This is a genomic window from Qipengyuania pacifica (assembly GCF_019711555.1).
In the GTDB taxonomy this organism is placed as follows: Bacteria; Pseudomonadota; Alphaproteobacteria; order Sphingomonadales; family Sphingomonadaceae; genus Qipengyuania; species Qipengyuania pacifica.
Genome location: NZ_JAIGNQ010000002.1, coordinates 728,925 through 749,934, shown reverse-complemented (window position 1 = coordinate 749,934; position 21,010 = coordinate 728,925). Strand labels below are relative to the sequence as shown.

Sequence of the window (21,010 nt, the reverse complement as noted above, 5' to 3'; positions counted from 1 at the left end):
ACATGATCGGCAAGATTATCGGAGCAGTCGTCGGCGACAGGGTCGCCAAGCAAACCCGCGGTGTCGGAGGACCGGCAGGTGCTGCGCTCGGTGTAGTGGCCGCCACGGCCATCCGCCGTCTCAGCCTGCCTGCAATGGTGGTACTGGGCGCAGGCGGCTATTTCGCGAAGAAGCATTTCGACAAGCGGACTGCGGAGAACGAAGCAACTACGCCTCCTGCGACATCGACAGCCCCTCACAAGACCAAGTCCGCAAAGTCCGCGAAAGTCGCCTGATCTATCGACGACGCGATGCGGCGGTATGTCCAGCTTCGTGATGCGCAGACTGCTGAGCCGAATTAATTTAAAATGCTAATCAGCCATATGTTGAGCAGATCGCGTGGTAGCTTTCTATTCTAACAGCGGTCACCGCGGAGTCAGTCAGACAAAGATGGAACCTATGGTCGGCAAACTCGCGCCAATGGCAGAATTTGGGCCGCTTGCTGACAGACTGCTGACGGCAAACTACGTCCTGAAAACCGTTGAAGGGCGGAGTTTGATCGGCAGTAGTGAAATGGCTGGTGCTTGAGGCACGCTTTCCCAGGCGTTAGGCGGGGCACATGCGACGACAATCGCCAACTCAGAAGCGCTGCTTAGTGCTGCTGCTGTCAGCAATTATGCTGATGATGACCAATGTCGTCCCCACAGATACTAGGCGGACCGCCTGTTTGAAAGGCCAGCTGTTCTTCGCGATAGCCTTCGAGCAGTAGCAGGCCACCGCGCTTCAGCGAACGATGGATGCCATCGAAGATGTCCTCACGCAGTCCGGGACCAGCAAATTGTCTGAAGATGCCGACGACCGCATCGAAAGCTTCCGCCGGCCATTCCCATTCGGCCAAATTTACCTGCCAATATTCGACTTCGACCCCGCGCCGCTTCGCGAGAGCTCGCGCTTTATCGAGCGCCCTTGCCGAAACGTCGGTCGCGACGACCCGATGTCCATGCTGGGCCAGGAACACGCTGTTTCGCCCTTCGCCATCGGCGATCGCCAAGACTTTCGACCCGGGAGCCAAGCCATGCACCTCACGCGCTAGGAATGCGTTCGGTGCAGTCCCGAACAGATATTCGCCCGTCGCATAGCGCTCATCCCAGAATGCTGCCTGATCCGGTTCAGCCATGTGCCGCTTTCCACGCACCCATGGAGCCGAGATAGACGTCCAGCTTTTTGAAGCCGCGGCTCGCGAGCCAGCCGGCAGCCACGGTGGCGCGCATGCCGCTTGCGCACATTATCGTGTAGTGCCGCGCCGGATCGAGATCGCGATAACGCTCGTTGAGCTCGCCCACATAGATATGCTCGGAACCCTCGATCGCGTTTTGCGCGCGTTCGTCCGCATCCCTGACGTCGAGCAGCGTCCAGCCATCCTCGCCGCCTTCCAGGCGACGCTCGACTTCGTCCGTTCCGACCATCGGAATGGTCCGCATCGCCTTGCCCTGCGCAGCGGCAGGAACGATGCCGACATAACCGCCTTCGATATTGTCGAGTGCGATCCGCACGAGATGCGTCATGGCGGCTTCGAGTTGGTCTTCATCGGAAGCAACGAGAACGACACTCTCGCCTTCGCGGATGAACCATCCCGCGAATGCTGAGATCATGCCAACCGGCAGGTTCATGGAACCGGGAATGTGGCCTGAGGCAAAGGCAAGCGGTTCGCGCACATCCACCAAGTGGTCGACCTCGATGTCGCCCAATTCGGACAGCGACAGGCGCTTGGGTTGCATCACACGAGGCGCAGCCTCACCGCCTTCGAGGTTAAGGCGCTCCATCAGCCGGAAATAGGGCGGCTGGTAGTGGTTTTCCTCCACCTTGAAGTCGATGAAGGCATCGCGGCTTTCGAACTGCAGGCGCGGATTGTTCGATCGTTCGTGGCCGAGGGTCGAGAACTCGCGTTCCGCCATTCCCGACCCGCAAACAGACCCCGCTCCGTGCGCAGGATAGAGGATGACCTGATCCCCAAGATCGAGGATCTTCTGGAGGGAATCGTAGAGAAGGCCTGCGACCTCGCGCTTACGATCAGGATAGAAGTCCGTGCGACCGACGTCGCCGACGAACAGTGCGTCTCCCGTGAAAACGCCGACCGGCCCATCGGGATAGGCAGTGTCGTGCAACACAAAGGCGAGGTGATCGTCCGTGTGCCCCGGCGTTTCCAGCACCCTGATTTTGAGCTGGCCGATTTCGAATTCGTCACCCTCGTGCGCCGTTTCGGCATATTCGACTGTACCGGCAGGATTGGGACCGTGCAGGACGCGCGCGCCGGTCAATACTTTCAGGATCGGCGCTCCCGACACCAGATCCTCGTTGCGGTGCGTCTCGAAGATATGGGTGATTTCCAGCCCTTCGGCGCGTGCCATTTCGACATAGCATTCGCAGTCGCGGCGTGGATCGATGACGGCCGCATTCCCGCCCGAACCGATCAGGTAGGACAGGTGGGAAAGGCCGGGTGTCTTGATTTTCTCGAGCAGCATAAATCTGTTTCACCTAATTTAGGGCGGTTGCGCGAACTTGAGCACGTGCACGTGGTTTCCTCACCAAACGTCGCTTTTGTCTAAGGCTGGCACGCAGATGAAGGCCCGGCCAAGCTTATCGTTTGGGAACCGGATAACGATTGACCGATCCAGCCATAGGGCATCGAAAGCTGGAGCGGAGGTCGAGCCTGTTCTTGGGAGATCGGGAGAAAGCCAACTCGCTTGTAGTATTCCGGGTCGCCGTAAGTGATTGCGATGTCGACACCCTCATCTCTAAGCTGATCCAGGGCGGCCAGGATCAATTCCTGTCCAATACCTTGGCGTTGACAGTCGGGATCTACTGCCATGGGGGAAAGAAGGAAGACCACCTGATCATCGTCTTGGTAGGTCAAGCGCGTAAAGATAGCTGCGCCGACTATGCGATTGCCGTGATACGCGTAGAAAGTGCGAAGATCGCCAGAGGGCGTATTGCTCAGAAGATCACGGACAAGATCGCCTATAACGCGACCTTCTTCGACGCCCTCGGATTGCGTGAAAGTAGCGGTAAATAGCTGCTCGACAGGCTTTTCCTGACCTTTCGCTCCTGAAACTAACTTCATCTTCTCTCCGTTTAAATTCGTTCAGGCGTCGCTTTTCGCAACTTAACCCGCCCCAAGATTATTCTTCGAGGGGCAGGCCGAGTATTATGCTAGTCGATTTTTACTGTGCGCAGGTAGGGGCGAAGCGTGGTGAAGCCCTGCGGGAAGCGTGCTTTTGCATCCTCGTCGGAAACCGACGGCGGAATGATCGCATCCTTACCTTCGCGCCAATCGGCGGGAGTGGCCACACCATGCTTGTCGCTGAACTGGAGCGCGTCGATGGCGCGCAGGATCTCGTCGAAGTTCCGTCCCACGCTCATGGGATAGGTCATCGTCAGGCGGATTTTCTTGTCCGGATCGATGATGAACACCGACCGCACGGCCGCCGTCTCACTCTGATCCGGATGGATCATGTCATAGAGCTTGGCGATCTTGAGGTCGGCGTCGGCGACGATCGGAAACATCAGGTTGGTGTTATGTGTGTCGTTGACATCTTCGATCCACTTGGCGTGTTCTTCCGCTGTGTCGGTCGACAGGCCGAGTGGCTTCACATCGCGCTTGTCGAACTCGCTGGCGAGCTGCGCGGTGCGGCCCATCTCCGTGGTGCAGACGGGGGTAAAGTCTGCCGGGTGGCTGAAGAAGAACACCCAGCTGTTGCCAGCCCAGTCGTGCAGGCTGATTTCGCCGTTCTGAGTGTCGACGGTGAAATCGGGGGCGGTGTCACCAATGTGCAGGCTCATTTCAATTTCCTTGTTCCGTGTGGATGCATCCTTCGTAGAGAGATCCAGACACTTCACCCAATTCAAATTATCGATTGCGCTAAGTGATAAACCAAAATGACGGAGTTTAGAGCCGGAAAGCGGACTCTTCCGCCTTATGATGGCGTCATCACTTAATGAAATGCCATAAATGCGTGAAGTATTGATAGCGTCAATCACCCTTTGAGCCAGAACTTGATGACCGAAGCGACGAGGCCCAGCACGGTTATGCTGGCGAGCCAGATCGCGAACATCCAGCCTAACCGCTGCCAAAGCGGGCGATCCTGCGGCTCGTCCATCAATGATATCCTTCGTCCGCCACCTTGCCGCGGAATACCCAGTAGGCCCAGGCGGTATAAGCGATGATGAGCGGCATGGTGATCGCGACGCCGACTAGCATAAAGATCTGGCTACGTTCGGGCGCGGCGGCGTCCCATATCGTGAGGCCTGGCGGAACGACATAAGGCCACATCGTGACGCCCAGGCCGGCCATGCCGAAGAAGAACAGCGCAAGGCTCAGCCAGAACGGCTTGCTGTGCCGGTCGACCGAAAGAGCTTTCAGCAGCATGACGGCAATCACCGCCGTGAGGATCGGGACCGGCGCCGCGAAGTAGATCTCCGGCGCCGTCAACCAGCGCTCGGCATATTCGGCGTTCAGGAACACATTGTAGAGGCTAACGCCGCCCATCAGCACCAGCGTTGCCCATGCCGCCCGCTTGCCCAGCTTTCGGGCATGGTGCTGACTCTCCCCGTCCAGCTTCCACACCAGCCAGGTCGCGCCAAGCAGAGCGTAGCCGGCAACCGTGCCGAGGCCGGTCAGCAGGGTGTAGGGCGTAAGCCAGTCGAACCAGCTACCCGCATAGGATCGATTCACGACTTCGATGCCTTGGAGAAGCGCACCGAGCGTCATGCCCTGCGCCATCGCTGCGACCAACGAGCCGCCGGTAAAGGCCGCGTCCCAGTATCGACGATGCCCCGGATCGCGCCAGCGATACTCGAATGCGACGCCCCGAAATACCAGCCCGAGCAGCATGGCGATGATAAGCGGATAAGTAGCTGGCAGGATGACAGCATAGGCCATCGGGAAAGCTGCGAACAGGCCGCCGCCGCCCAAAACGAGCCATGTCTCGTTGCCATCCCACACGGGCGCAATCGAGTTCATGGCCCGGTCGCGCTCCGGGCCGACATCGAAAGTTGGGAAGAGGATACCGATACCCAGGTCGAACCCGTCCATCACCACATAGGCGAAGACGGCGAAGGCGATTATGAACGCCCAGATCGTCGTCAGGTCAACGTTAACGGCCATCGATCGCCTCCTCATGATCGCGCGGCATTGTTTCGGGATCGCCCGGGTTCTGCGACGGACCAGGTGTAATGCCGGCGGTCCGGATCGGCCCGGTGTCCCCGCGCTTGACGCCGTATTCGCCTGCGTGTGGCGGCTTGTGCATCAGGTGGAGGATATACCATACGCCCGCGCCGAAGACTGCGAAATAGACCACTACGAAGGCCAGCAGCGAGGCGGCAACTGCGGGAGCGTCTAACGGGCTCGCCGCATCTGCCGTTCTCAGAAGATTGTAGACGACATAGGGCTGGCGACCGACCTCGGTGGTTATCCAGCCAGCGATGACAGCGACAAATCCGCTCGGGGCCATGACCAGCGCTGCTCGATAAAGCAGGGGCCAGTCGTAGAGTCTGCCGCGAACGCGCGCGGTCAAACTCCAAAGGCCAAGCCCCAACATCGCGAAACCGATCCCGACCATGATGCGGAACGACCAGAAGACAATACCCACAGGCGGTTCCTCGTCGTCCGGGATCGTATCCAGTCCAGCGAGTGGGGCATCAGGGTCGTGCTTCAAGATCAGCGAAGACGCCTTGGGAATCTCGATTGCATAATCGACACGCTTTTCCTCGCTGTTCGGGATACCGAACAGGATAAGCGGGGCGCCATCCGGGTGGCTTTGGAAGTGACCTTCCATTGCCATTACCTTCTGCGGCTGATGCTCGAGAGTGTTGAGACCGTGCGTGTCGCCGAGGAATATCTGCACGGGTGCAACCACCGTCGCCATCCACATTGCCATGGAAAACATCTTGCGGGCATGCGGGTTCATTCGATCGCGCAGCAGATGCCAAGCGCCGACGCCGCCGACCACGAATGCGACAGTGAGGTAGGACGCAGTGACCGTATGCATCAACCGGATAGGAAAGCTCGGGTTGAACACGATCGCCCACCAGCTGGGACCGGGGAGGAATTGTCCGTTGGCGCCCAATTCGAAGCCCGCTGGCGTTTGCATCCAGCTGTTGACCGAAAGAATCCAGGTCGCGGAAATCAACGTGCCTAGAGCAACCATGCAAGTGGCCGCAAAGTGCAGGCCCTTGCCGACCTTGTTCATGCCGAAAAGCATCACACCCAGGAACCCCGCTTCGAGGAAGAAGGCGGTCAGCACTTCGTAGGCCATTAGCGGCCCTACTACGGGACCGGTCTTGTCGCTGAATACAGCCCAGTTGGTGCCGAACTGGTAGCTCATCACGATGCCGGAAACGACACCCATTGCGAAGGCGATGGCGAAGATCTTGATCCAGTATTTAAACAGATCGAGATAGATCGACTTGCCGGTCTTGAGCCACAATCCTTCAAGCACCGCGAGGTAGCTCGCCAGGCCGATCGAGAAGGACGGGAAGATGAAGTGAAAGCTGACTGTGAAGGCGAACTGGATACGGGCGAGCACCAGCGCATCGAAATGTTCGAACATACTCTACCTGAATAGATTTGCAGCGCACGCCTTGCGCCAGTGGTAAAAGGTTTTCTCGGATATCCCGACCTCGCGGCAGCTTTCGCAGACGCCCCGGCCGCTCGCGATAAACGCCTCGATCTTCCGACATTTCGCGTCCTTGTCGGGGATCTGCGTCACAGCGCGTTCCAGCTCTTCCAGAGCATGTAGAGCGCGACCACGAATATCAGGCCAGCGAACACTGTCTTGAGCTGGCCTCCACCCGACAATCGTTTGGCGAGTCGGGTGCCGAAATATCCGCCACCGATACCGCCGAGAATGAAGACCGCCGCGAGCGCCCAGTCGACAAGACCCGACAGCGCATAATTCGCCGCCGTGGTAAGTCCAAAAGCGGTTACCGCGATCAAGCTGGTGCCAACCGCATTGATCATTACCATGTCGGTCGAGGCAATCAGGCCCGGCACGATCAGGAAGCCACCGCCAATGCCGAAAAAGCCGCTGAAAGCACCTGTGCCGAGACCGTAGCCGAGAACCTTGGGCGCGTTGCGGCGATTGCACGCAGCCCCCGGCGTGCCTTCCGCTTTGCGGCTGCGGAGCATGAGCGCACCGACCACGATCATCAGGAGAGCGAACAGGAACAGCAGTTTCTGGCCGTCGAAGTTCTTCCCCAGTGTCGATCCTGCCAAAGCGCCGAGGATGCCTGCGCCTGCATACATGAAGCCGCACCGCCACCGTACATTATGGTCGCGGGCATGCTGCAAAAGGCCAGTTGCGGCATTGGCAGCGACAGCCAGCGCACTTGTGCCGATGGCGACATGCGGGCTGTTCACACCCACCAGATAGACCATCAATGGAACGGCAAGGATTGAGCCCCCACCGCCTACCAGGCCAAGGGTAAATCCAACAAGTCCGCCAGACAGTGCGCCAAGTCCCAAATGCAGAGCGTCGATCATGTCCTGTTACGCTGCCTTCTTGGTATGCGGCTTGGCCAACCATTCGTGGCCCCTGAGCATGCCGTTCCAGTAGATCCACGGAAGCGCTTCCGATTTCAGGACCCAGCTCAGCTTGCGCGGTTTCGTGCCGTCGATCACCCATTTCGGGAAACTTGGCAGAAGCTTTCCGTCATATCCGAATTCGGCGAGCACGATCTTGCCGCGTTCCACGGTCAGTGGGCAGGAGCCGTAGCCGTCGTAATCTGCCACCGGTTGCTTCGCATTGAGCTGGGCAAGCGCATTGACGGCAACGATTGGCGCCTGCTTGCGCGCGGCGGCCATTGTCTTCGCATTAGGAGTAGATCCTGCGTCGCCTATGCCGAACACGTTCGGGTAACGCACATGCTGGAGTGTGAACTTGTCGACATCGACAAAACCGCTTTCGGCATTCGCGAGTGGGCTGTCTGCAACGAACTGCGGTGCGACCTGCGGAGGAACCGCGTGAAGCATATCGAATTCGACCGTTTCTTCTCCGCCCTCGGTCTTGAAGACGGCTTTCTGGCCCGGACCATCCACCGCAACCAGTGTCTGGTTCAGCTTCATGTCGACGCCATATTTCTCGATGTATTCCATCAGCGCCGGGACGTATTCCTTCACGCCGAACAGACCACCACCGGCATTGCGGAACTCGACATCGATATCGCCGAGGACGCCGCGTTCCATCCATGCATCACACGACAGATACATGGCCTTCTGCGGCGCGCCTGCACACTTGATGGGCATAGGCGGTTGGCTGAAGATCGCGCGGCCCGATTTCAGGTTACGCACCAGCTCCCAGGTGTAAGGTGCAAGGTCATAGCGATAATTGGACGTGACGCCGTTTTTGCCGAGCGTCTCCTCCAGACCGTCGATCTTTTCCCAGGCAAGCCGGATTCCCGGAGCGACGATCAGAACCCGGTAGGTGATCGTCGTTCCGTCCGCGAGAGTGACTTGGTTGCTTTCGGGCTGGAAGGAAGCGGCGGCTTGCTTGAGCCATTTTGCCTGCTTCGGCATCACGCTCGCCGTGGTGCGGCGCGTGGCGGGAGCATCGAAAACGCCTCCACCAACCATCGTCCAGCCGGGTTGGTAATAATGATCCTCGCTCGGCTCGACGATGGCGATGTCGAGCGATGGACGCCGCTTGAGCATCGACGATGCAGTTGCGATCCCTGCCGAACCGCCTCCGATGATAACGACTTCGTGGTTTAGGCTTCGGGCCATGACAAACTCTCCAATATCTCTTCGTTATTCGCCGAGCCGATCGCGCAAGCCGGACAGATCATAGCCGGCGCGCTGTGCGCGCTCGATGCGCTCTTCGGCACTTTCATTCTCGATGTTGGCGAGTGCATCGAGCGTGATGGAGCGCGTGCCGGTCCGGCAGAAGGCAAGCACCTTGCCGTCCGCTTCTCCGCGGATCTTGGCGAAAGCCTTGATCGCAACCGGCGGAAACTCGCCCCCCGAGACCGGGATATGATGGAAGTCCAATCCGGTGGCTTCGGCGGCGTCTTGCAATGATGCGACCGTGGGCTGGTTCGGCTCTTCGCCGTCCGGCCTGTTGCAGATCACACCCTTAAATCCAGCATCGGCAAGCCCGCGCATGTCGCTGGGTTTAAGTTGAGGAGAGACGGCGAACGTCTCGCTTACATGTGCGAGCTTCATGACGATGCTCCTTCAAAAAGCCGGACAACAGCCATGCCTGCAAGCATCGCAACAACGAATATCGCGGCCGCCGCAGGTTCGATCACAAGAGCAGCAATTCCAGGGCCCGGACACAGTCCGGCAATTCCCCAGCCAATACCGAACAGGGCTGCCCCGCCTATAAGACGAGGGGTGAGATCGGATTTGGTCGGCAGGTGAAACTCTTCGGCAAAAATTGGTTCGGCCAGGCGCGGCACGATCCGCCACGCGATCGCCATGACGATAACGGCTCCGCCCATCACGAAGGCCAGCGTGGGATCCCAGTCTCCGAAGATGTCGAGGAAGCCGCGCACGCGGGCTGGGTCGGTCATACCGCCTAGGGCCAGCCCAGCGCCGAAGAGGACGCCGGAGACGATCGAGGTGAGAGCGATCCGCATCACAACACCTCCAGTCCGAAGGCGTTCAGGATCGCGACGGTCGCAATACCCGTGGCCATGAAGGTCACAGTGGCGGCGATCGATCGCGCCGACAGGCGGCTGACGCCGCAAACCCCGTGCCCGCTGGTGCAGCCGCTGCCGAGGCGCGTGCCGACGCCCACAATCAGTCCGGCTATCGCAAGCGGGATCGGGCTGGCGAAGGTGGCGTCAATTCCACCCGATGCCAGCATCACGATCAGCGCACCCAGCGGCAGACCGACGATGAACATCCACGCACCGCCCCGTGCAATGCCGCTGCCGCCAAGCCCGACTGCCTTTGCAGCTAGGCCGGAAACGCCAGCGATCCTGCCGAGGACGAGCAGCATGATTGCCGCGGCAAGCCCGATCAGGACTCCGCCCGCCAGCCCGGCAAGCGGTGCGGCTTCAGGAAACCCGGGCAGCGTCATACCGCGTTGACCGGAATCTTGATGTAGCTGACGCCGTTCTCTTCCGGGTCAGGCAGCCGGCCGCCACGAATATTCACCTGCACCGAAGGCATGATCAGCTTGGGCATGGAGAGCGTCTTGTCGCGGTCGGTCCGCATGGCCACGAAGTCCTCTTCGGTGACGCCATCCTTCACATGCACGTTCTCTTCGCGCTGCTGCTTGACGGTAGTCTCCCAGGCATACTCGTCGCGGCCCGGCGCCTTGTAATCGTGACACAGAAACAGGCGGGTCTCGTCCGGAAGCGAGAGCAGTCGGCGAATGGACTGATAGAGTTGGTGCGCATCGCCGCCGGGGAAGTCGGCCCGCGCGGTCCCGAAATCGGGCATGAAAATCGTGTCGCCCACGAATGCTGCATCGCCGATGATGAAAGCTACATCAGCCGGCGTATGGCCAGGCACGTGCAGGGCGATGCCTTCCAATTCGCCGATCTTGAAGGTCTCGCCATCATCGAACAGCTTGTCGAACTGCGAGCCGTCGCGTTCGAAATCAGTGCCCGCATTGAAGAGCTTGCCGAACACCTCCTGCACGCGAATGATATCGCGACCGATGGCTAGCTTCCCGCCGAGCCGTTCCTGCAGGTAGGGTGCGGCGGAGATGTGATCGGCATGGGCATGCGTCTCAATCAGCCACGTCACTTTAAGATTATTCGAAGTGACATACTCGATCATGCGATCGGCTGAGCCATTCGAAGTCCGCCCGGAGGCCGCCTCAAAGTCCAGCACCGAGTCGATGATTGCCGCTTCGTCCGTCTTGGGGTCGTGCACGACATACGATACCGTATTCGTCGCTTCATCGAAAAATCCTGCAATCGAGGGGCGCAAGCATTTGTCGGCCTGCGCGCGTGCGATCTGTGCGGTGGCGCTGGTGAGGGTTTGATCGTCGGCCATGGATTGATCTCCATTAAATTACATAAACTGTTTATATGTGTTGCTATTGGTCTGTCAAGTGGTATGAGGAACGTATGACAGAGATGATCAAAGCTGATGCCGAGCGTGCAGCGCCCTGCGCCGGACTGCGCATCGGAGATGTCGCCCCGGACTTTTCCGCACGCAGCACCACAGGGGATGTCCGCCTTTCGGATTACCGGGGGCGGTGGCTGATCCTGTTCTCGCACCCTGCGGACTTCACGCCTGTGTGCACGACCGAGTTTGTCGCACTTGCCCAAGCGGCCAGTGAGTTCGAGCAGCGCGACTGCGCGCTAATGGCGCTTTCTGTCGACAGCCTGTTTTCGCACTTCGCTTGGCTGCGGCTGATCCGCGATCGCTACGACATCGAGGTGCGCTTCCCGATCGTTGAGGATCCGACACTCGTGATCGGGCGGGCATACGGAATGGTGGCGCCAAATGACAGCGACAGCGCGACCGTTCGGACGACGTTCTTTATTGATCCGCAGGGCGTGATCCGCGCGATGACCTGCTATCCCGCGAACGTGGGCCGTTCGACGCCCGAAATGCTGCGGACTCTCGATGCTCTTCAGGCAGTCGATGGTGGGCCTGTTCTCGCCCCTGCAAATTGGGCACTTGGAGAAGCGCTGCTGGCTCAGCCCGACGCATCGCTGGATACTGTTTTCTCCGCCAAGGGTCAGGCCGATTGGTTCATGAAGGAAACCAAGCGAGGATCTCGCAAATGACCGACGAAGAGCTCGTCGATGCTTTGAAAGCCCTCGCGCATCCCGTGCGTCTTCGCATTATGCAGGCACTTACTGGTATGGAGCGCAATGTCGGTGAGATCGACGACGCAGCGCAGATTGGGCAGCCTACGCTTTCGCAGCAGCTGGCGGTCCTTCGAAATGCGCGCCTTGTGAAGACGCGCAAGGACGCAAAGCTCGTTTATTATCGGATCGACGAAGGCACGCTGGCGCAAATCGTGGATGCCACGGGTGAACTTGGCGGACTGTCCGGTAGAACAGTTCGCCATTCGCGCCAGCCAGCCACTGGGGTAGCCAATTTCGCCAAGCTGGGGTGAGGCCGGCCGACATAGGGTGGAGGTTGTTGGTGCCCTCTAATGGCATGATAAATCCTGCCAGCCCGTCGTGCTTGAGACGGGTAGATCCTTCGCGGCCGTAGTGAAGTGCGTGTCGACCGAAACTGGGCCGTTAGCGGACAGTCCACTCTGTCTTACATACCGGATCGCATCAGACACTCCGCCCTAGGTTCACAGCTACACGATAGCCCACGCCTGGTTCGTTCACGATTAGCCGAGGATTACTCGGATCTTGCTCCATCTTCCGCCGGAGCGAGCGGATCGCGACCCGCAGATAATCCAGATCGTGTCGGTGTGCAGGCCCCCAGACCGCGTCTAGTAGGCCCTCATGGGTGACTACGCATCCTGGGCGGTCGGCCAGCGCCCAGAGCAGATTGAACTCGCGCGGCGTCAGTTCGACTTTCTCGCCGCGTAGACTGACGGCATGCGCCTCGCGGTCGATCGTGCCATCGGCGAATTCGCGCAAAGCGGTGTCGGCGAGCGGGCCTGCCTTGCGTCGCAGCGCGGAGCGGACACGGGCGAGCAGCTCTTCGCTGTCGAACGGCTTGGTCACGAAATCGTCGGCCCCCAGATCAAGCGCGGCAACCTTTTCCTCGGTCGCGTCGCGCGCGGTCAGGACGATCACCGCGAGGCCCAACGCGGCAAGCTGCGGGACGATCTCGAGCCCGTCGCGATCGGGCAGGCCAAGGTCAAGGAGCGCGACCAACGGTGCCGGCTGAGCCTTTGCCAATCGCAGCGCTTCCCCCGCGCTCGCCGCCTCGGCATGGCTGATACCGCTGCGGTCGAGCGCGCCGACCAGCAAACGCCGGATCGCGGGCTCGTCGTCGATGATCAGCACGTCACTACGCATGGTCGGCGGTCTCCCCGGACACGACCGTAGCCTGTGGCAGCCCGATAGCGAACACTGCGCCGCCGCCCTCGCGATTCTCCGCGGCGATGGAGCCACCCACGGCCTCAATGAAGTTCTTCGCGATCCACAGACCAAGGCCCGAGCCGCCCACGCGATCGGTTCCTTCGAGCCGCTCGAACCGGTCGAACAGCGCGGCAGCGTCCGGCGGCAGGCCCGGTCCCCGGTCGAGCACTCGCAGCGCCACGTCATCGTCTCTGCAATCGAGCTCGACCAGAATCTTGCTCGACTGCGGCGAGAATTTGAGCGCGTTGTCGATCAGGTTGATCAGCACATGTCGGACAAGCAAGGGGTCCGTGCGCACCAGCGGGCAATCGGCATCGATCGCGGTCACGACCCGCGTATCGGGGCCGGTCTGCCGCAGATCGCGCAGGACTGCGGCGATCACATCGGTCATGTCCACGCTCTCCATGCTGGGCCGGATCGCGCCATGCTCGATTCGCGAGGCTTCGAGCAGATCGTTCAGGAAACGCTGCAACCGTCGTGATTCCTCGCGCGCGATCAGCACTTCACTGGCAAACGATCCCTCAGAGGGGATCGCCTCGGTCGCGGCGATCACTGCGGTGAGCGGCGTGCGTAGATCGTGCGCGATACTGCCCAGCAAGGCGCCGCGAAGCTGGTCGCGCTGCTGCAGGGCATCGACCTCGCGCGCACGCCCTTCCAGCACCAGACGCTCGTGCGCCAAGGCGGTTTGATCGACCAGCGAGGCGAGCAACGTGGCGTCGTCGGGGCGGATTACGCGCTGTTGCGACGGACGTGCGATGCCCAGCACACCCATCATTCCAAGCGCGGTCTTGAGCGGGTGGAACTGCCAGTCGGCCGCATTCAGCGTGCCGGTATCGCGGCCAGCCGGATCGCCGTTTTCGAGCGTCCACTTCGCAGCCGCCTCATCGACCATGTCGAGCTTGCGATAGTGCTCGTTGCCGCGCACCACCAGCCCGTCATCCTCGATCGAAACGATGATCGCCTCTACATCGAGCAGGCCGCCGATCTCGCTGCACGCGACGCGCGCAGTCTCGTCCCGGTCTGAGAGCCCGCCCATCAGCCCTGCGAAGCGCGCAAGCGAGGCGTTGAGCCGGGCAACCCCCGCGCTAGTCTGCGCCTGGCGGCGCACTCGCCCGGCCAGCGCGCCCACAACGCTCGCCACCAGCGCCAGCACGCCGAAGGTGATGACGTCGGCGGGGCTGTAGATCGTGAGCGTGTGATAAGGCTCGGTAAAGAAGAAGTTGAACGCTAGCGCCGCCCAGACCGCCGACCAGATGGCCCCGCCCATGCGCAGTAGCGTGGCAGAGAATATCACTGGCATTAGCAACAGCAGATCGACCGCGCTCGGCGAGATCCACGGCAGAGCCACCTCGATCAGTCCGACGGTCCCGCCCACGAGGACCAGCGCCAGCATGGGATCACGATAAGGATGCGGATCGACCGCTCGCTGCGGCTTTTCGTCCGCTTCGTCGACGGGGACGACGTGGACCGAAACGCCCTTGGCCTTACGGATGACTTCCTGCGCGATCGAGCCGTGCCGCCACTCGAACCAGCGGCTGCGGCGGCTTTTGCCGATCACGATCTGGCTCGCTCGCAATTCGCGCGCCTGATCGACCAGCGCCTGGCCAACGTCGGTCGCCGCGACCGTCATCAGCGAGGCGCCGAGCGACGATGCGAGCGCGAGATTGTCCGCCAATTGCTCGCGCTGCGCGCCGTATACCGCGCGCGCGCTGCCACTTTCGATCACCACCGCGATCCACGGGGCGTGCAGCATGTCGGCCAGCCGCTTGGCCTCGCGAACGACCTGAGCTCCGCCCTTGCCGGGGCTTACCGCCACCATCAGCCGGTCGCCGGAAACGAATGCGCGCGCTTCGCCGCTGAGTTCGAGCTGGTCGCTTAACCGTCGATCTACATTGCTCGCGGCATAGCGCAGCGCGAGCTCGCGCAAGGCGGCGAGCTTGGTTGGTGTGAAGAAGTTTGACAGCGCGCGTCCGGCGGTCTCCGGCAGGTAGATTTTCCCAGCCTCGAGCCGCTCGATCAGCGCTTCGGGCGGTAGGTCGACAGCGATGATCTCGGCATGTTCGAGGATGTTGTCGGGCACCGTCTCGCGCACGCGGACGTGGGTGATTCCGGCCACGATATCGTTGAGGCTCTCGAGATGCTGGATATTGATGGTGGTCGCAACGTCGATGCCCGAGACGAGCAGTTCGGCGACATCCTGCCAGCGTTTGGGGTGGCGGCACCCGGGTGCGTTGGTGTGCGCGAGTTCGTCAACCAGAATGAGCTGTGGATGCCGCGCCAGCGCGGCATCGATGTCGAACTCTTCCAGCCGGTGGCCTTCGTGGGCGTAATGGCGGCGCGGCATCACCTCCAGCGGGTCGAGCAGCAGCGCGGTCTCGCTCCGTCCGTGAGTTTCGGCGACGCCGACGACCACATCGATGCCGTCGGTCCGCTGCCGGGCCGCGTCCTGCAGCATGCGATAGGTCTTGCCGACGCCGGGTGCCGCGCCGAGGTAGACGGTCAGGCGACCGCGTTCTTCGGCGCGAGCGAGCCGAAGGAACCGAGTCGCATCGCTGGTTGGCTGATCTTCGACCATTGCCTGTCTCGCCTATTCTTCCAGGCGGTCGAGCGCCAGATTGAGTTGCAGCACGTTCACGATACGCTCGGGCGCGAAGATTGCGCCCGGCGCGGCAGCCTGCTGCTCGATGAGGTCGCGCACGCGGACCGGATCAAGCCCGCGCGCAACTGCGACCCGGTCGGCCTGATAGAGCGCACCGTCGAGCGAGATGTGCGGGTCGAGCCCGCCACCCGATGCCGCCACTAGGTCCGCCGGAACCGGGTTCCCGTCAGTGGCGCCGTAACGGGCGACGGTCTCTGCAGCGCGCGCGGCGAGTTCCGCGCTGGTTGGCGACAGGTTGCTCCCCGTCGCGCCCATACCGTCGTAACCGGCGGCCGAGGGGCGCGGCCAGAAGTAGCGCGGGCCGGCAAATTCCTGCGCGATCAGTTTGCTACCTACGGCGCGGCCATTCATTTCGATGATGGAGCCGTTGGCTTGGTAGGGCGCGAAGGTCTGAGCGAAGGCGAGCACCAGACCAGTATAGCCAACCACGCAGACGAGGATCGTTACCAGCCACAGGCGGAGCGAAGGGAGGACATAGTTCATCGTATCGGATCCTTGGTTACGGCTGCGGTCAGCGCATGAAGGTCAGGTGTTCGGCTACGGGGCCGAGCGCGGCGGCGGGGAAGAAGGTCAGCGCGCCGAAGATCAGGATGGTGATCAGCAGCATCACGCCGTAGGTGCTGCTTTCCACGCTCAGCGTGCCCGCGCTTTCCGCGCTGCGGCGCTTGGCCATCAGCGAACCGACGATGGCCAGCGGGACGATGATCGGCAGGTAGCGACCGATCAGCATCACGAGGCCGGTGGCGATGTTCCACGGCACGGTGTTGTCGCCCAATCCTTCGAAGCCGGAGCCGTTGTTGGCCGCGGCCGAACTGAACTCGTAGAGGATCTCGGAGAAGCCGTGCGCGCCGATATTGTTGAGCGTGTCCTGCCCCCAGGCAGTGGCCGCGAACAGCGCCGTGCCGCCGAGGATGAGCACCGGGTGGCTGATGAGCGCCAGCACCGCGAGCCGCATCTCGCGCCCCTCGATCCGGTGGCCGAGATATTCGGGCGTGCGGCCGACCATCATGCCCGCGACGAACACCGCGACGAGGATGTAGAGGAACATGTTGATCATGCCGACGCCGACGCCGCCGAAGGTCTCGTTGAGCCACATGCCTGCCATGGGCACGAGGCCGGTCAGCGGGTTGAGGCTGTCGTGCATCGCGCCGACCGAACCATTGCTGGTCGAGGTGGTAAGCACCGCCCATAGCGGGCCGGTGGTGGCACCGAGCCGCAGCTCCTTGCCTTCAAGATTGCCGACATCCTGCGCCACGGGCAGGTTCAGGAACGCTTGGGTCGGTGCAGTCTCGAACCCGGCCGACGCGGTAATCTTGATCAGCAGCAGCGCCGCCATCACGCCGAACACGACGATGGCATGCCTTGGCCTGCCGATGATCCGGCCGAACATCCATACACAGGCCATCGGGATCAGGATGATCGCGACCATTTCGAACGCGTTCGACCAGAAGGTGGGGTTCTCCAGCGGATGGGCCGAGTTGGGGCCGAAGAAGCCCCCGCCATTGGTCCCGAGCTGCTTGATCGCTACAAAGGCAGCCGCCGGGCCGCGCGCGATGGTCTGCGCCACCCCTTCGAGCGTGGTGACCTGCGCCGCGCCCTGCAGCGTCATCGGCACACCGTTAAGTGCAATCCCAGCGGCGACGATAATTGCCAGCGGCAGCAGCACGAAGAACGAGGCGCGCTGCAAATCGACGAAGAAATTGCCCATGGTAGGCTTCCCGCCGATGCCCCGGGCCAGCGCGGCAAGGGCCGCGATGCCGGTCGCCGCCGAAACGAATTGGAGCCACATCAGCCCGCCGATCTGGGCGAGGTAGCTCCAGGTGCTCTCGCCCGAATAGTGTTGCAGATTGGTGTTGGTGGTAAAGCTGGCCGCAGTGTTGAACACCAGATCCAGCGTTGCCGCTCTCTGACCGTCGGGATTGAGCGGCAGCATGTGCTGGGTCGCCAGCAGCGTAAAGACGAACCCGAACATCACGATGTTGAAGGCGATCAGGGCGAGCGAATACTGCTTCCAGTCCTGTTCGGGCGCCCCGCCGACCGTGCGGGCAAACAGCCCGTCGGTGCGCGCGAAGCGGCCCGAGAATAGCCCGGCCATATATTTGCCGAGCGGCCACGCCAGCAGCGCGGTGCCGCCGACGATCAGAATGATTGTGAGAATGGCGGAAAGCATGGATATGTCCTTTCGCAGGCTTACGCGAGGCCGAGGCCTGCGACGGCGAGATCGATGAGCTTGATGCCGACGAAGGGAGCGATCACGCCGCCCACGCCGTAGATGCCGAGATTGCGCAGCAGCTGGCTGGCAGCGGGCATCGGGCGATACGCGACGCCTTTCAGCGCCAGCGGCACCAGCAGCGGAATGATGATCGCGTTGAAGATGATCGCGGACAGGATCGCGCTCTGCGGGCTTGCGAGCCCCATCACGTTGAGCGCACCCAGCGCGGGGTAGAGCACCACGAAGATCGCCGGGAGGATCGCGAAATACTTCGCAACGTCATTGGCGATTGAAAAGGTGGTGAGGCTGCCGCGCGTCATCAGCAACTGCTTGCCGATGCCGACGACCTCGATCAGCTTGGTCGGATCGCTGTCGAGATCGACCATGTTGCCCGCTTCGCGCGCTGCCTGCGTGCCTGTGTTCATCGCCACGCCCACATCGGATTGAGCGAGCGCGGGGGCATCATTGGTCCCGTCGCCGCACATTGCCACCAGCTTGCCCTCGGCCTGTTCCTTGCGGATGTAGGCGAGCTTGTCTTCGGGAGTCGCCTCGGCGAGGAAATCGTCAACGCCCGCCTCGGCGGCGATGGCCGCAGCGGTCAGCGGGTTGTCGCCGGTGATCATCACCGTGCGAATGCCCATCCGGCGCAGTTCGACGAAGCGCTCGCGAATGCCCGCCTTGATGATATCCTTCAGATGTATCGCGCCGAGCAGGCGGCCGTTCTCGACCACCGCCAGCGGCGTGCCCCCGGCCTGCGCGATCCGATCGGTGATCTTCTTCAGCGCCGGCACGGTGTTTTCGGGATAGTCGCCAAGCTTGAGGACCGCATCGACCGCGCCCTTGCGGATGCTGCGGCTAGGTAGGTCGACCCCGCTCACACGGGTCTGTGCAGTAAAGGCGACCGGTTCCGCGTCGCTTGGCAGCAGCGCGTCGCCCCCCGCCAGCGCCACGATGGAACGACCCTCGGGCGTCGTATCGGCGAGACTGGAAAGCCGCGCAGCCTCGACCAAGTCGGCCTCGGCGATACCGGGCAGGGTGACGAACTCGCTCGCCTGCCGGTCGCCGATCGTGATCGTCCCCGTCTTGTCGAGCAGCAGCGTGCCGACATCGCCCGCCGCCTCCACCGCGCGGCCCGACTTGGCGAGGACGTTGAAGCGGATCAGCCGGTCCATTCCCGCGATCCCAATGGCGGAGAGAAGCGCGGAAATGGTCGTCGGGATCAGCGCCACGAACAGTGCGATCAGCACCGGCACCGTAATCGCACCTCCGGCGAACTTGGCGAAGGCTGGCAGCGTGCCGACCGCGACGAGGAAGATCAGCGTAAGGCCCGTCAGCAGGATCGTCAGCGCGATCTCGTTCGGCGTCTTCTGACGGCTCGCGCCTTCGACCAGCGCGATCATCCTTTCGAGAAAGCCGCTGCCCGGCTCGGCGGTCACCTTCACCCGGATTTCGTCCGAGATCACGGTCGTGCCCGCGGTTACTGCCGAGCGGTCGCCGCCTGCCTCGCGGATCACCGGCGCGCTTTCGCCGGTGATCGCCGCTTCGTTGACCGACGCGACCCCGGCCACGACTTCACCATCGGCGGGTATCTGCTGACCTTCGCAGACCAGCACGATGTCGCCGTATCGTAGCTGCGTTGCGGGGATCTTCTCGGTAGCACCATTCTTGCCGACCCTGAGCGCGACGAGACTTTCCTTGGTGTCGCGCAGTGCCTTGGCCTGCGCTTTGCCGCGCCCTTCGGCGAGCGCTTCGGCGAAATTGCCGAACAGCACGGTCAGCCACAGCCAGAACACCAGCTGCGCCTGGAAGCCGATATCCCCCGCTCCGCTGACGATCCCCCGCAGCAGGATTACGGTCGCGGTCGCCGCGACGATTCCCGTGACGAACATCACGGGATTGCGCACCAGCGTGCGCGGATCGAGCTTCACGAAGGAATCGCGGATCGCAGGGACGATCAGCTCGCGCTGGAACAGCCCGGTTTGGCCAGAGGCAGCTCGCTCCATCAGAACCGCTCCGGCCGCAGGAGGACCGCGGTGAGATAGGCCAGCAGGCCGAGCGCCACGAGCCCCACGAGAATGAGATCGAATGTCATGCGAAACAGCTCCCTTGTTCGGCAGCCGCTCTGGACCTAGCTCGCATGAAAATTCGCCGGGGGATTGTCTACCGGCGCATTAAATCCGCATGAAATCGGGCTTGGCATGCCCCGCTTTCACGCAGATTTCACAAGCCACCCCCGCGATCCGCATGGCGATTTAACTGGCAGTGGGAGGATAGACCTTGCGCATGGCGCGGCGACGGTTGCCGCCCTTTCCTCAAGGATAATCTTTCCGATGCGCATGATCTGTCTAGCCGCGCTTGCGGCCTCGCTCGCCACGGCTACTTTCGCCCAGGATGTACAGGAGGAAACCGACCAGACCGTGGTCGACACTGTCACAGTCTCGGGCGGAACGGCGCTGGTCTCCTCCTACCGGTTTCGCGGGATCGACCTGTCGGACAAGAAAGTGGCGGTGCAGGGCTGGGCCAGCATCACGCACCAAAGCGGCCTCTATGCTGGTACTTGGGCTTCGAGCATCGACGGGTTCGGCGAGCTTGGCGGCTCCAATCTCGAGCTCGATATCTACGCCGGCTACAAGGTCGAGGTCGCCGATGAAGTCACGTTCGATGGTGGCGTAATCTACTATGCCTATCCGGACTCGACCGGCGGAGAATACGAGTTCTTCGAGCCGTATGCCAAGCTCGGTCTGGCAGCAGGCTTCGCCGCTGTTACGCTCGGCGTCGCCTACGCACCCCCCCAGGATGCGATCGGCGGCAAGAACAATCTCTATGTCTCCGCCGATGCCGCGCTGCCTATCGAGGGCACTCCGTTTGCGCTGGACGCACACGTCGGCCGATCGGAAGGCGAGACCACGCTCACCCGTGGAGGGGGCTATACCGACTGGTCGCTCGGCGCGAGCGCAAGCTGGAAAGGCCTGACCGCGCGCGTCGCCTATTTCGACACTGACATCTCCGATTTCAGCGCGCTTGCAGCTGGCGCGACACCCGAGATCGTTGACGACGCCGTGGTTGTCTCGCTCACGGCCGCCTTCTGAATTCGACCCGTGCACCATCCCCGAAAGCTGCCGTCGCTATTCTAAATAATGAACACA

Annotated in this window: 24 protein-coding genes; 5 read left to right on the top strand and 19 right to left on the bottom strand. The window is 61.8% G+C overall.

The features are described 5' to 3' along the window. Positions 1-2 precede the first annotated feature (2 nt). Together K3177_RS08890 and K3177_RS15465 are read left to right on the top strand one after the other, a co-directional pair. On the top strand, positions 3-275 hold the full coding sequence (locus K3177_RS08890) for a hypothetical protein (RefSeq protein WP_221597947.1): 273 nt from the start codon (positions 3-5) through the stop codon (positions 273-275). 163 nt (positions 276-438) lie between these two features. Continuing rightward, entirely contained in the window at positions 439-567 is a 129-nt protein-coding gene (locus K3177_RS15465; RefSeq protein WP_282099641.1) for a hypothetical protein, read from the top strand. 79 nt (positions 568-646) lie between these two features. On the opposite strand, the gene K3177_RS08885 is transcribed toward K3177_RS15465, so the two are convergent. The 13 genes from K3177_RS08885 to K3177_RS08825 form a co-directional block, all read right to left on the bottom strand. Continuing rightward, complete coding sequence (locus K3177_RS08885) at positions 647-1,156, bottom strand: SAM-dependent methyltransferase (protein WP_221597946.1); 510 nt, start codon at positions 1,154-1,156, stop codon at positions 647-649. Then, a complete protein-coding gene (locus K3177_RS08880; protein ID WP_221597945.1) occupies positions 1,149-2,501 on the bottom strand; it encodes an MBL fold metallo-hydrolase in 1,353 nt (450 codons plus the stop codon). The genes K3177_RS08885 and K3177_RS08880 overlap by 8 nt, the downstream gene beginning before the upstream one ends. Before the next feature lie 80 nt (positions 2,502-2,581). Further along, positions 2,582-3,100, bottom strand: a complete 519-nt coding sequence (locus tag K3177_RS15580) for a GNAT family N-acetyltransferase (protein WP_221597944.1) — start codon at positions 3,098-3,100, stop codon at positions 2,582-2,584. A gap of 89 nt (positions 3,101-3,189) precedes the next feature. Continuing rightward, positions 3,190-3,819 (bottom strand): peroxiredoxin, encoded by a 630-nt coding sequence (locus K3177_RS08870; protein ID WP_221597943.1) that lies wholly within the window; start codon positions 3,817-3,819, stop codon positions 3,190-3,192. Between the two features lie 194 nt (positions 3,820-4,013). After that, on the bottom strand, positions 4,014-4,136 hold the full coding sequence (locus K3177_RS08865; protein ID WP_221597942.1) for a DUF2474 domain-containing protein: 123 nt from the start codon (positions 4,134-4,136) through the stop codon (positions 4,014-4,016). Further along, entirely contained in the window at positions 4,136-5,143 is a 1,008-nt protein-coding gene (cydB, locus tag K3177_RS08860; RefSeq protein ID WP_221597941.1) for a cytochrome d ubiquinol oxidase subunit II, read from the bottom strand. Before cydB ends, K3177_RS08865 begins: the two co-directional genes overlap by 1 nt. Then, positions 5,133-6,587: a cytochrome ubiquinol oxidase subunit I gene (locus K3177_RS08855; RefSeq protein WP_221597940.1), complete on the bottom strand. Its 1,455-nt coding sequence runs from the start codon at positions 6,585-6,587 to the stop codon at positions 5,133-5,135. Before K3177_RS08855 ends, cydB begins: the two co-directional genes overlap by 11 nt. A 155-nt stretch (positions 6,588-6,742) precedes the next feature. Continuing rightward, positions 6,743-7,519, bottom strand: a complete 777-nt coding sequence (locus K3177_RS08850) for a sulfite exporter TauE/SafE family protein (protein WP_221597939.1) — start codon at positions 7,517-7,519, stop codon at positions 6,743-6,745. Positions 7,520-7,525: 6 nt separating this feature from the next. Next, positions 7,526-8,758, bottom strand: a complete 1,233-nt coding sequence (locus K3177_RS08845; protein WP_221597938.1) for an NAD(P)/FAD-dependent oxidoreductase — start codon at positions 8,756-8,758, stop codon at positions 7,526-7,528. Positions 8,759-8,782: 24 nt separating this feature from the next. Further along, positions 8,783-9,196 (bottom strand): protein tyrosine phosphatase family protein, encoded by a 414-nt coding sequence (locus K3177_RS08840; RefSeq protein ID WP_221597937.1) that lies wholly within the window; start codon positions 9,194-9,196, stop codon positions 8,783-8,785. Beyond that, the gene (locus K3177_RS08835; RefSeq protein WP_221597936.1) at positions 9,193-9,612 is read right to left on the bottom strand and encodes a DUF6691 family protein; all 420 of its coding nucleotides are present in this window, start codon (positions 9,610-9,612) and stop codon (positions 9,193-9,195) included. The genes K3177_RS08840 and K3177_RS08835 overlap by 4 nt, the downstream gene beginning before the upstream one ends. Beyond that, the gene (locus tag K3177_RS08830) at positions 9,612-10,058 is read right to left on the bottom strand and encodes a YeeE/YedE family protein (RefSeq protein ID WP_221597935.1); all 447 of its coding nucleotides are present in this window, start codon (positions 10,056-10,058) and stop codon (positions 9,612-9,614) included. Before K3177_RS08830 ends, K3177_RS08835 begins: the two co-directional genes overlap by 1 nt. Then, a complete protein-coding gene (locus K3177_RS08825; protein WP_221597934.1) occupies positions 10,055-10,984 on the bottom strand; it encodes an MBL fold metallo-hydrolase in 930 nt (309 codons plus the stop codon). Before K3177_RS08825 ends, K3177_RS08830 begins: the two co-directional genes overlap by 4 nt. A gap of 83 nt (positions 10,985-11,067) precedes the next feature. Between K3177_RS08825 and K3177_RS08820 the strand changes: the two genes are divergently transcribed. Continuing rightward, on the top strand, positions 11,068-11,727 hold the full coding sequence (locus K3177_RS08820) for a peroxiredoxin (protein WP_221597933.1): 660 nt from the start codon (positions 11,068-11,070) through the stop codon (positions 11,725-11,727). Then, the gene (locus tag K3177_RS08815; protein WP_221597932.1) at positions 11,724-12,062 is read left to right on the top strand and encodes an ArsR/SmtB family transcription factor; all 339 of its coding nucleotides are present in this window, start codon (positions 11,724-11,726) and stop codon (positions 12,060-12,062) included. The genes K3177_RS08820 and K3177_RS08815 overlap by 4 nt, the downstream gene beginning before the upstream one ends. 169 nt (positions 12,063-12,231) lie before the next feature. Here K3177_RS08815 and K3177_RS08810 read toward each other — a convergent pair whose 3' ends face one another. From K3177_RS08810 to kdpF, 6 genes are read right to left on the bottom strand one after another with little or no spacing between them, the layout of a single operon-like run. Beyond that, entirely contained in the window at positions 12,232-12,930 is a 699-nt protein-coding gene (locus tag K3177_RS08810) for a response regulator transcription factor (protein ID WP_221597931.1), read from the bottom strand. Continuing rightward, complete coding sequence (locus K3177_RS08805) at positions 12,923-15,568, bottom strand: sensor histidine kinase (protein WP_221597930.1); 2,646 nt, start codon at positions 15,566-15,568, stop codon at positions 12,923-12,925. Before K3177_RS08805 ends, K3177_RS08810 begins: the two co-directional genes overlap by 8 nt. Before the next feature lie 12 nt (positions 15,569-15,580). Then, the gene (kdpC, locus tag K3177_RS08800; protein WP_221597929.1) at positions 15,581-16,135 is read right to left on the bottom strand and encodes a potassium-transporting ATPase subunit KdpC; all 555 of its coding nucleotides are present in this window, start codon (positions 16,133-16,135) and stop codon (positions 15,581-15,583) included. Between the two features lie 28 nt (positions 16,136-16,163). Next, a complete protein-coding gene (gene kdpA / locus K3177_RS08795) occupies positions 16,164-17,822 on the bottom strand; it encodes a potassium-transporting ATPase subunit KdpA (RefSeq protein ID WP_221597928.1) in 1,659 nt (552 codons plus the stop codon). 20 nt (positions 17,823-17,842) lie between these two features. Then, positions 17,843-19,867 (bottom strand): potassium-transporting ATPase subunit KdpB, encoded by a 2,025-nt coding sequence (gene kdpB / locus K3177_RS08790; RefSeq protein WP_221597927.1) that lies wholly within the window; start codon positions 19,865-19,867, stop codon positions 17,843-17,845. Beyond that, on the bottom strand, positions 19,867-19,956 hold the full coding sequence (gene kdpF / locus K3177_RS08785; RefSeq protein WP_197635597.1) for a K(+)-transporting ATPase subunit F: 90 nt from the start codon (positions 19,954-19,956) through the stop codon (positions 19,867-19,869). Before kdpF ends, kdpB begins: the two co-directional genes overlap by 1 nt. Before the next feature lie 244 nt (positions 19,957-20,200). Between kdpF and K3177_RS08780 the strand changes: the two genes are divergently transcribed. Beyond that, complete coding sequence (locus K3177_RS08780) at positions 20,201-20,953, top strand: TorF family putative porin (protein WP_221597926.1); 753 nt, start codon at positions 20,201-20,203, stop codon at positions 20,951-20,953. The last annotated feature ends 57 nt before the right edge of the window (positions 20,954-21,010 follow it).

Bases quoted from the DNA above. Each gene is read 5' to 3' on its own strand.
- K3177_RS08890 (WP_221597947.1), top strand. From the start codon at position 3: ATGATCGGCAAGATTATCGGAGCAGTCGTCGGCGACAGGGTCGCCAAG.
- K3177_RS15465 (WP_282099641.1), top strand. From the start codon at position 439: ATGGTCGGCAAACTCGCGCCAATGGCAGAATTTGGGCCGCTTGCTGAC.
- K3177_RS08885 (WP_221597946.1), bottom strand. From the start codon at position 1,156: ATGGCTGAACCGGATCAGGCAGCATTCTGGGATGAGCGCTATGCGACG.
- K3177_RS08880 (WP_221597945.1), bottom strand. From the start codon at position 2,501: ATGCTGCTCGAGAAAATCAAGACACCCGGCCTTTCCCACCTGTCCTAC.
- K3177_RS15580 (WP_221597944.1), bottom strand. From the start codon at position 3,100: ATGAAGTTAGTTTCAGGAGCGAAAGGTCAGGAAAAGCCTGTCGAGCAG.
- K3177_RS08870 (WP_221597943.1), bottom strand. From the start codon at position 3,819: ATGAGCCTGCACATTGGTGACACCGCCCCCGATTTCACCGTCGACACT.
- K3177_RS08865 (WP_221597942.1), bottom strand. From the start codon at position 4,136: ATGGACGAGCCGCAGGATCGCCCGCTTTGGCAGCGGTTAGGCTGGATG.
- cydB (WP_221597941.1), bottom strand. From the start codon at position 5,143: ATGGCCGTTAACGTTGACCTGACGACGATCTGGGCGTTCATAATCGCC.
- K3177_RS08855 (WP_221597940.1), bottom strand. From the start codon at position 6,587: ATGTTCGAACATTTCGATGCGCTGGTGCTCGCCCGTATCCAGTTCGCC.
- K3177_RS08850 (WP_221597939.1), bottom strand. From the start codon at position 7,519: ATGATCGACGCTCTGCATTTGGGACTTGGCGCACTGTCTGGCGGACTT.
- K3177_RS08845 (WP_221597938.1), bottom strand. From the start codon at position 8,758: ATGGCCCGAAGCCTAAACCACGAAGTCGTTATCATCGGAGGCGGTTCG.
- K3177_RS08840 (WP_221597937.1), bottom strand. From the start codon at position 9,196: ATGAAGCTCGCACATGTAAGCGAGACGTTCGCCGTCTCTCCTCAACTT.
- K3177_RS08835 (WP_221597936.1), bottom strand. From the start codon at position 9,612: ATGCGGATCGCTCTCACCTCGATCGTCTCCGGCGTCCTCTTCGGCGCT.
- K3177_RS08830 (WP_221597935.1), bottom strand. From the start codon at position 10,058: ATGACGCTGCCCGGGTTTCCTGAAGCCGCACCGCTTGCCGGGCTGGCG.
- K3177_RS08825 (WP_221597934.1), bottom strand. From the start codon at position 10,984: ATGGCCGACGATCAAACCCTCACCAGCGCCACCGCACAGATCGCACGC.
- K3177_RS08820 (WP_221597933.1), top strand. From the start codon at position 11,068: ATGATCAAAGCTGATGCCGAGCGTGCAGCGCCCTGCGCCGGACTGCGC.
- K3177_RS08815 (WP_221597932.1), top strand. From the start codon at position 11,724: ATGACCGACGAAGAGCTCGTCGATGCTTTGAAAGCCCTCGCGCATCCC.
- K3177_RS08810 (WP_221597931.1), bottom strand. From the start codon at position 12,930: ATGCGTAGTGACGTGCTGATCATCGACGACGAGCCCGCGATCCGGCGT.
- K3177_RS08805 (WP_221597930.1), bottom strand. From the start codon at position 15,568: ATGGTCGAAGATCAGCCAACCAGCGATGCGACTCGGTTCCTTCGGCTC.
- kdpC (WP_221597929.1), bottom strand. From the start codon at position 16,135: ATGAACTATGTCCTCCCTTCGCTCCGCCTGTGGCTGGTAACGATCCTC.
- kdpA (WP_221597928.1), bottom strand. From the start codon at position 17,822: ATGCTTTCCGCCATTCTCACAATCATTCTGATCGTCGGCGGCACCGCG.
- kdpB (WP_221597927.1), bottom strand. From the start codon at position 19,867: ATGGAGCGAGCTGCCTCTGGCCAAACCGGGCTGTTCCAGCGCGAGCTG.
- kdpF (WP_197635597.1), bottom strand. From the start codon at position 19,956: ATGACATTCGATCTCATTCTCGTGGGGCTCGTGGCGCTCGGCCTGCTG.
- K3177_RS08780 (WP_221597926.1), top strand. From the start codon at position 20,201: ATGATCTGTCTAGCCGCGCTTGCGGCCTCGCTCGCCACGGCTACTTTC.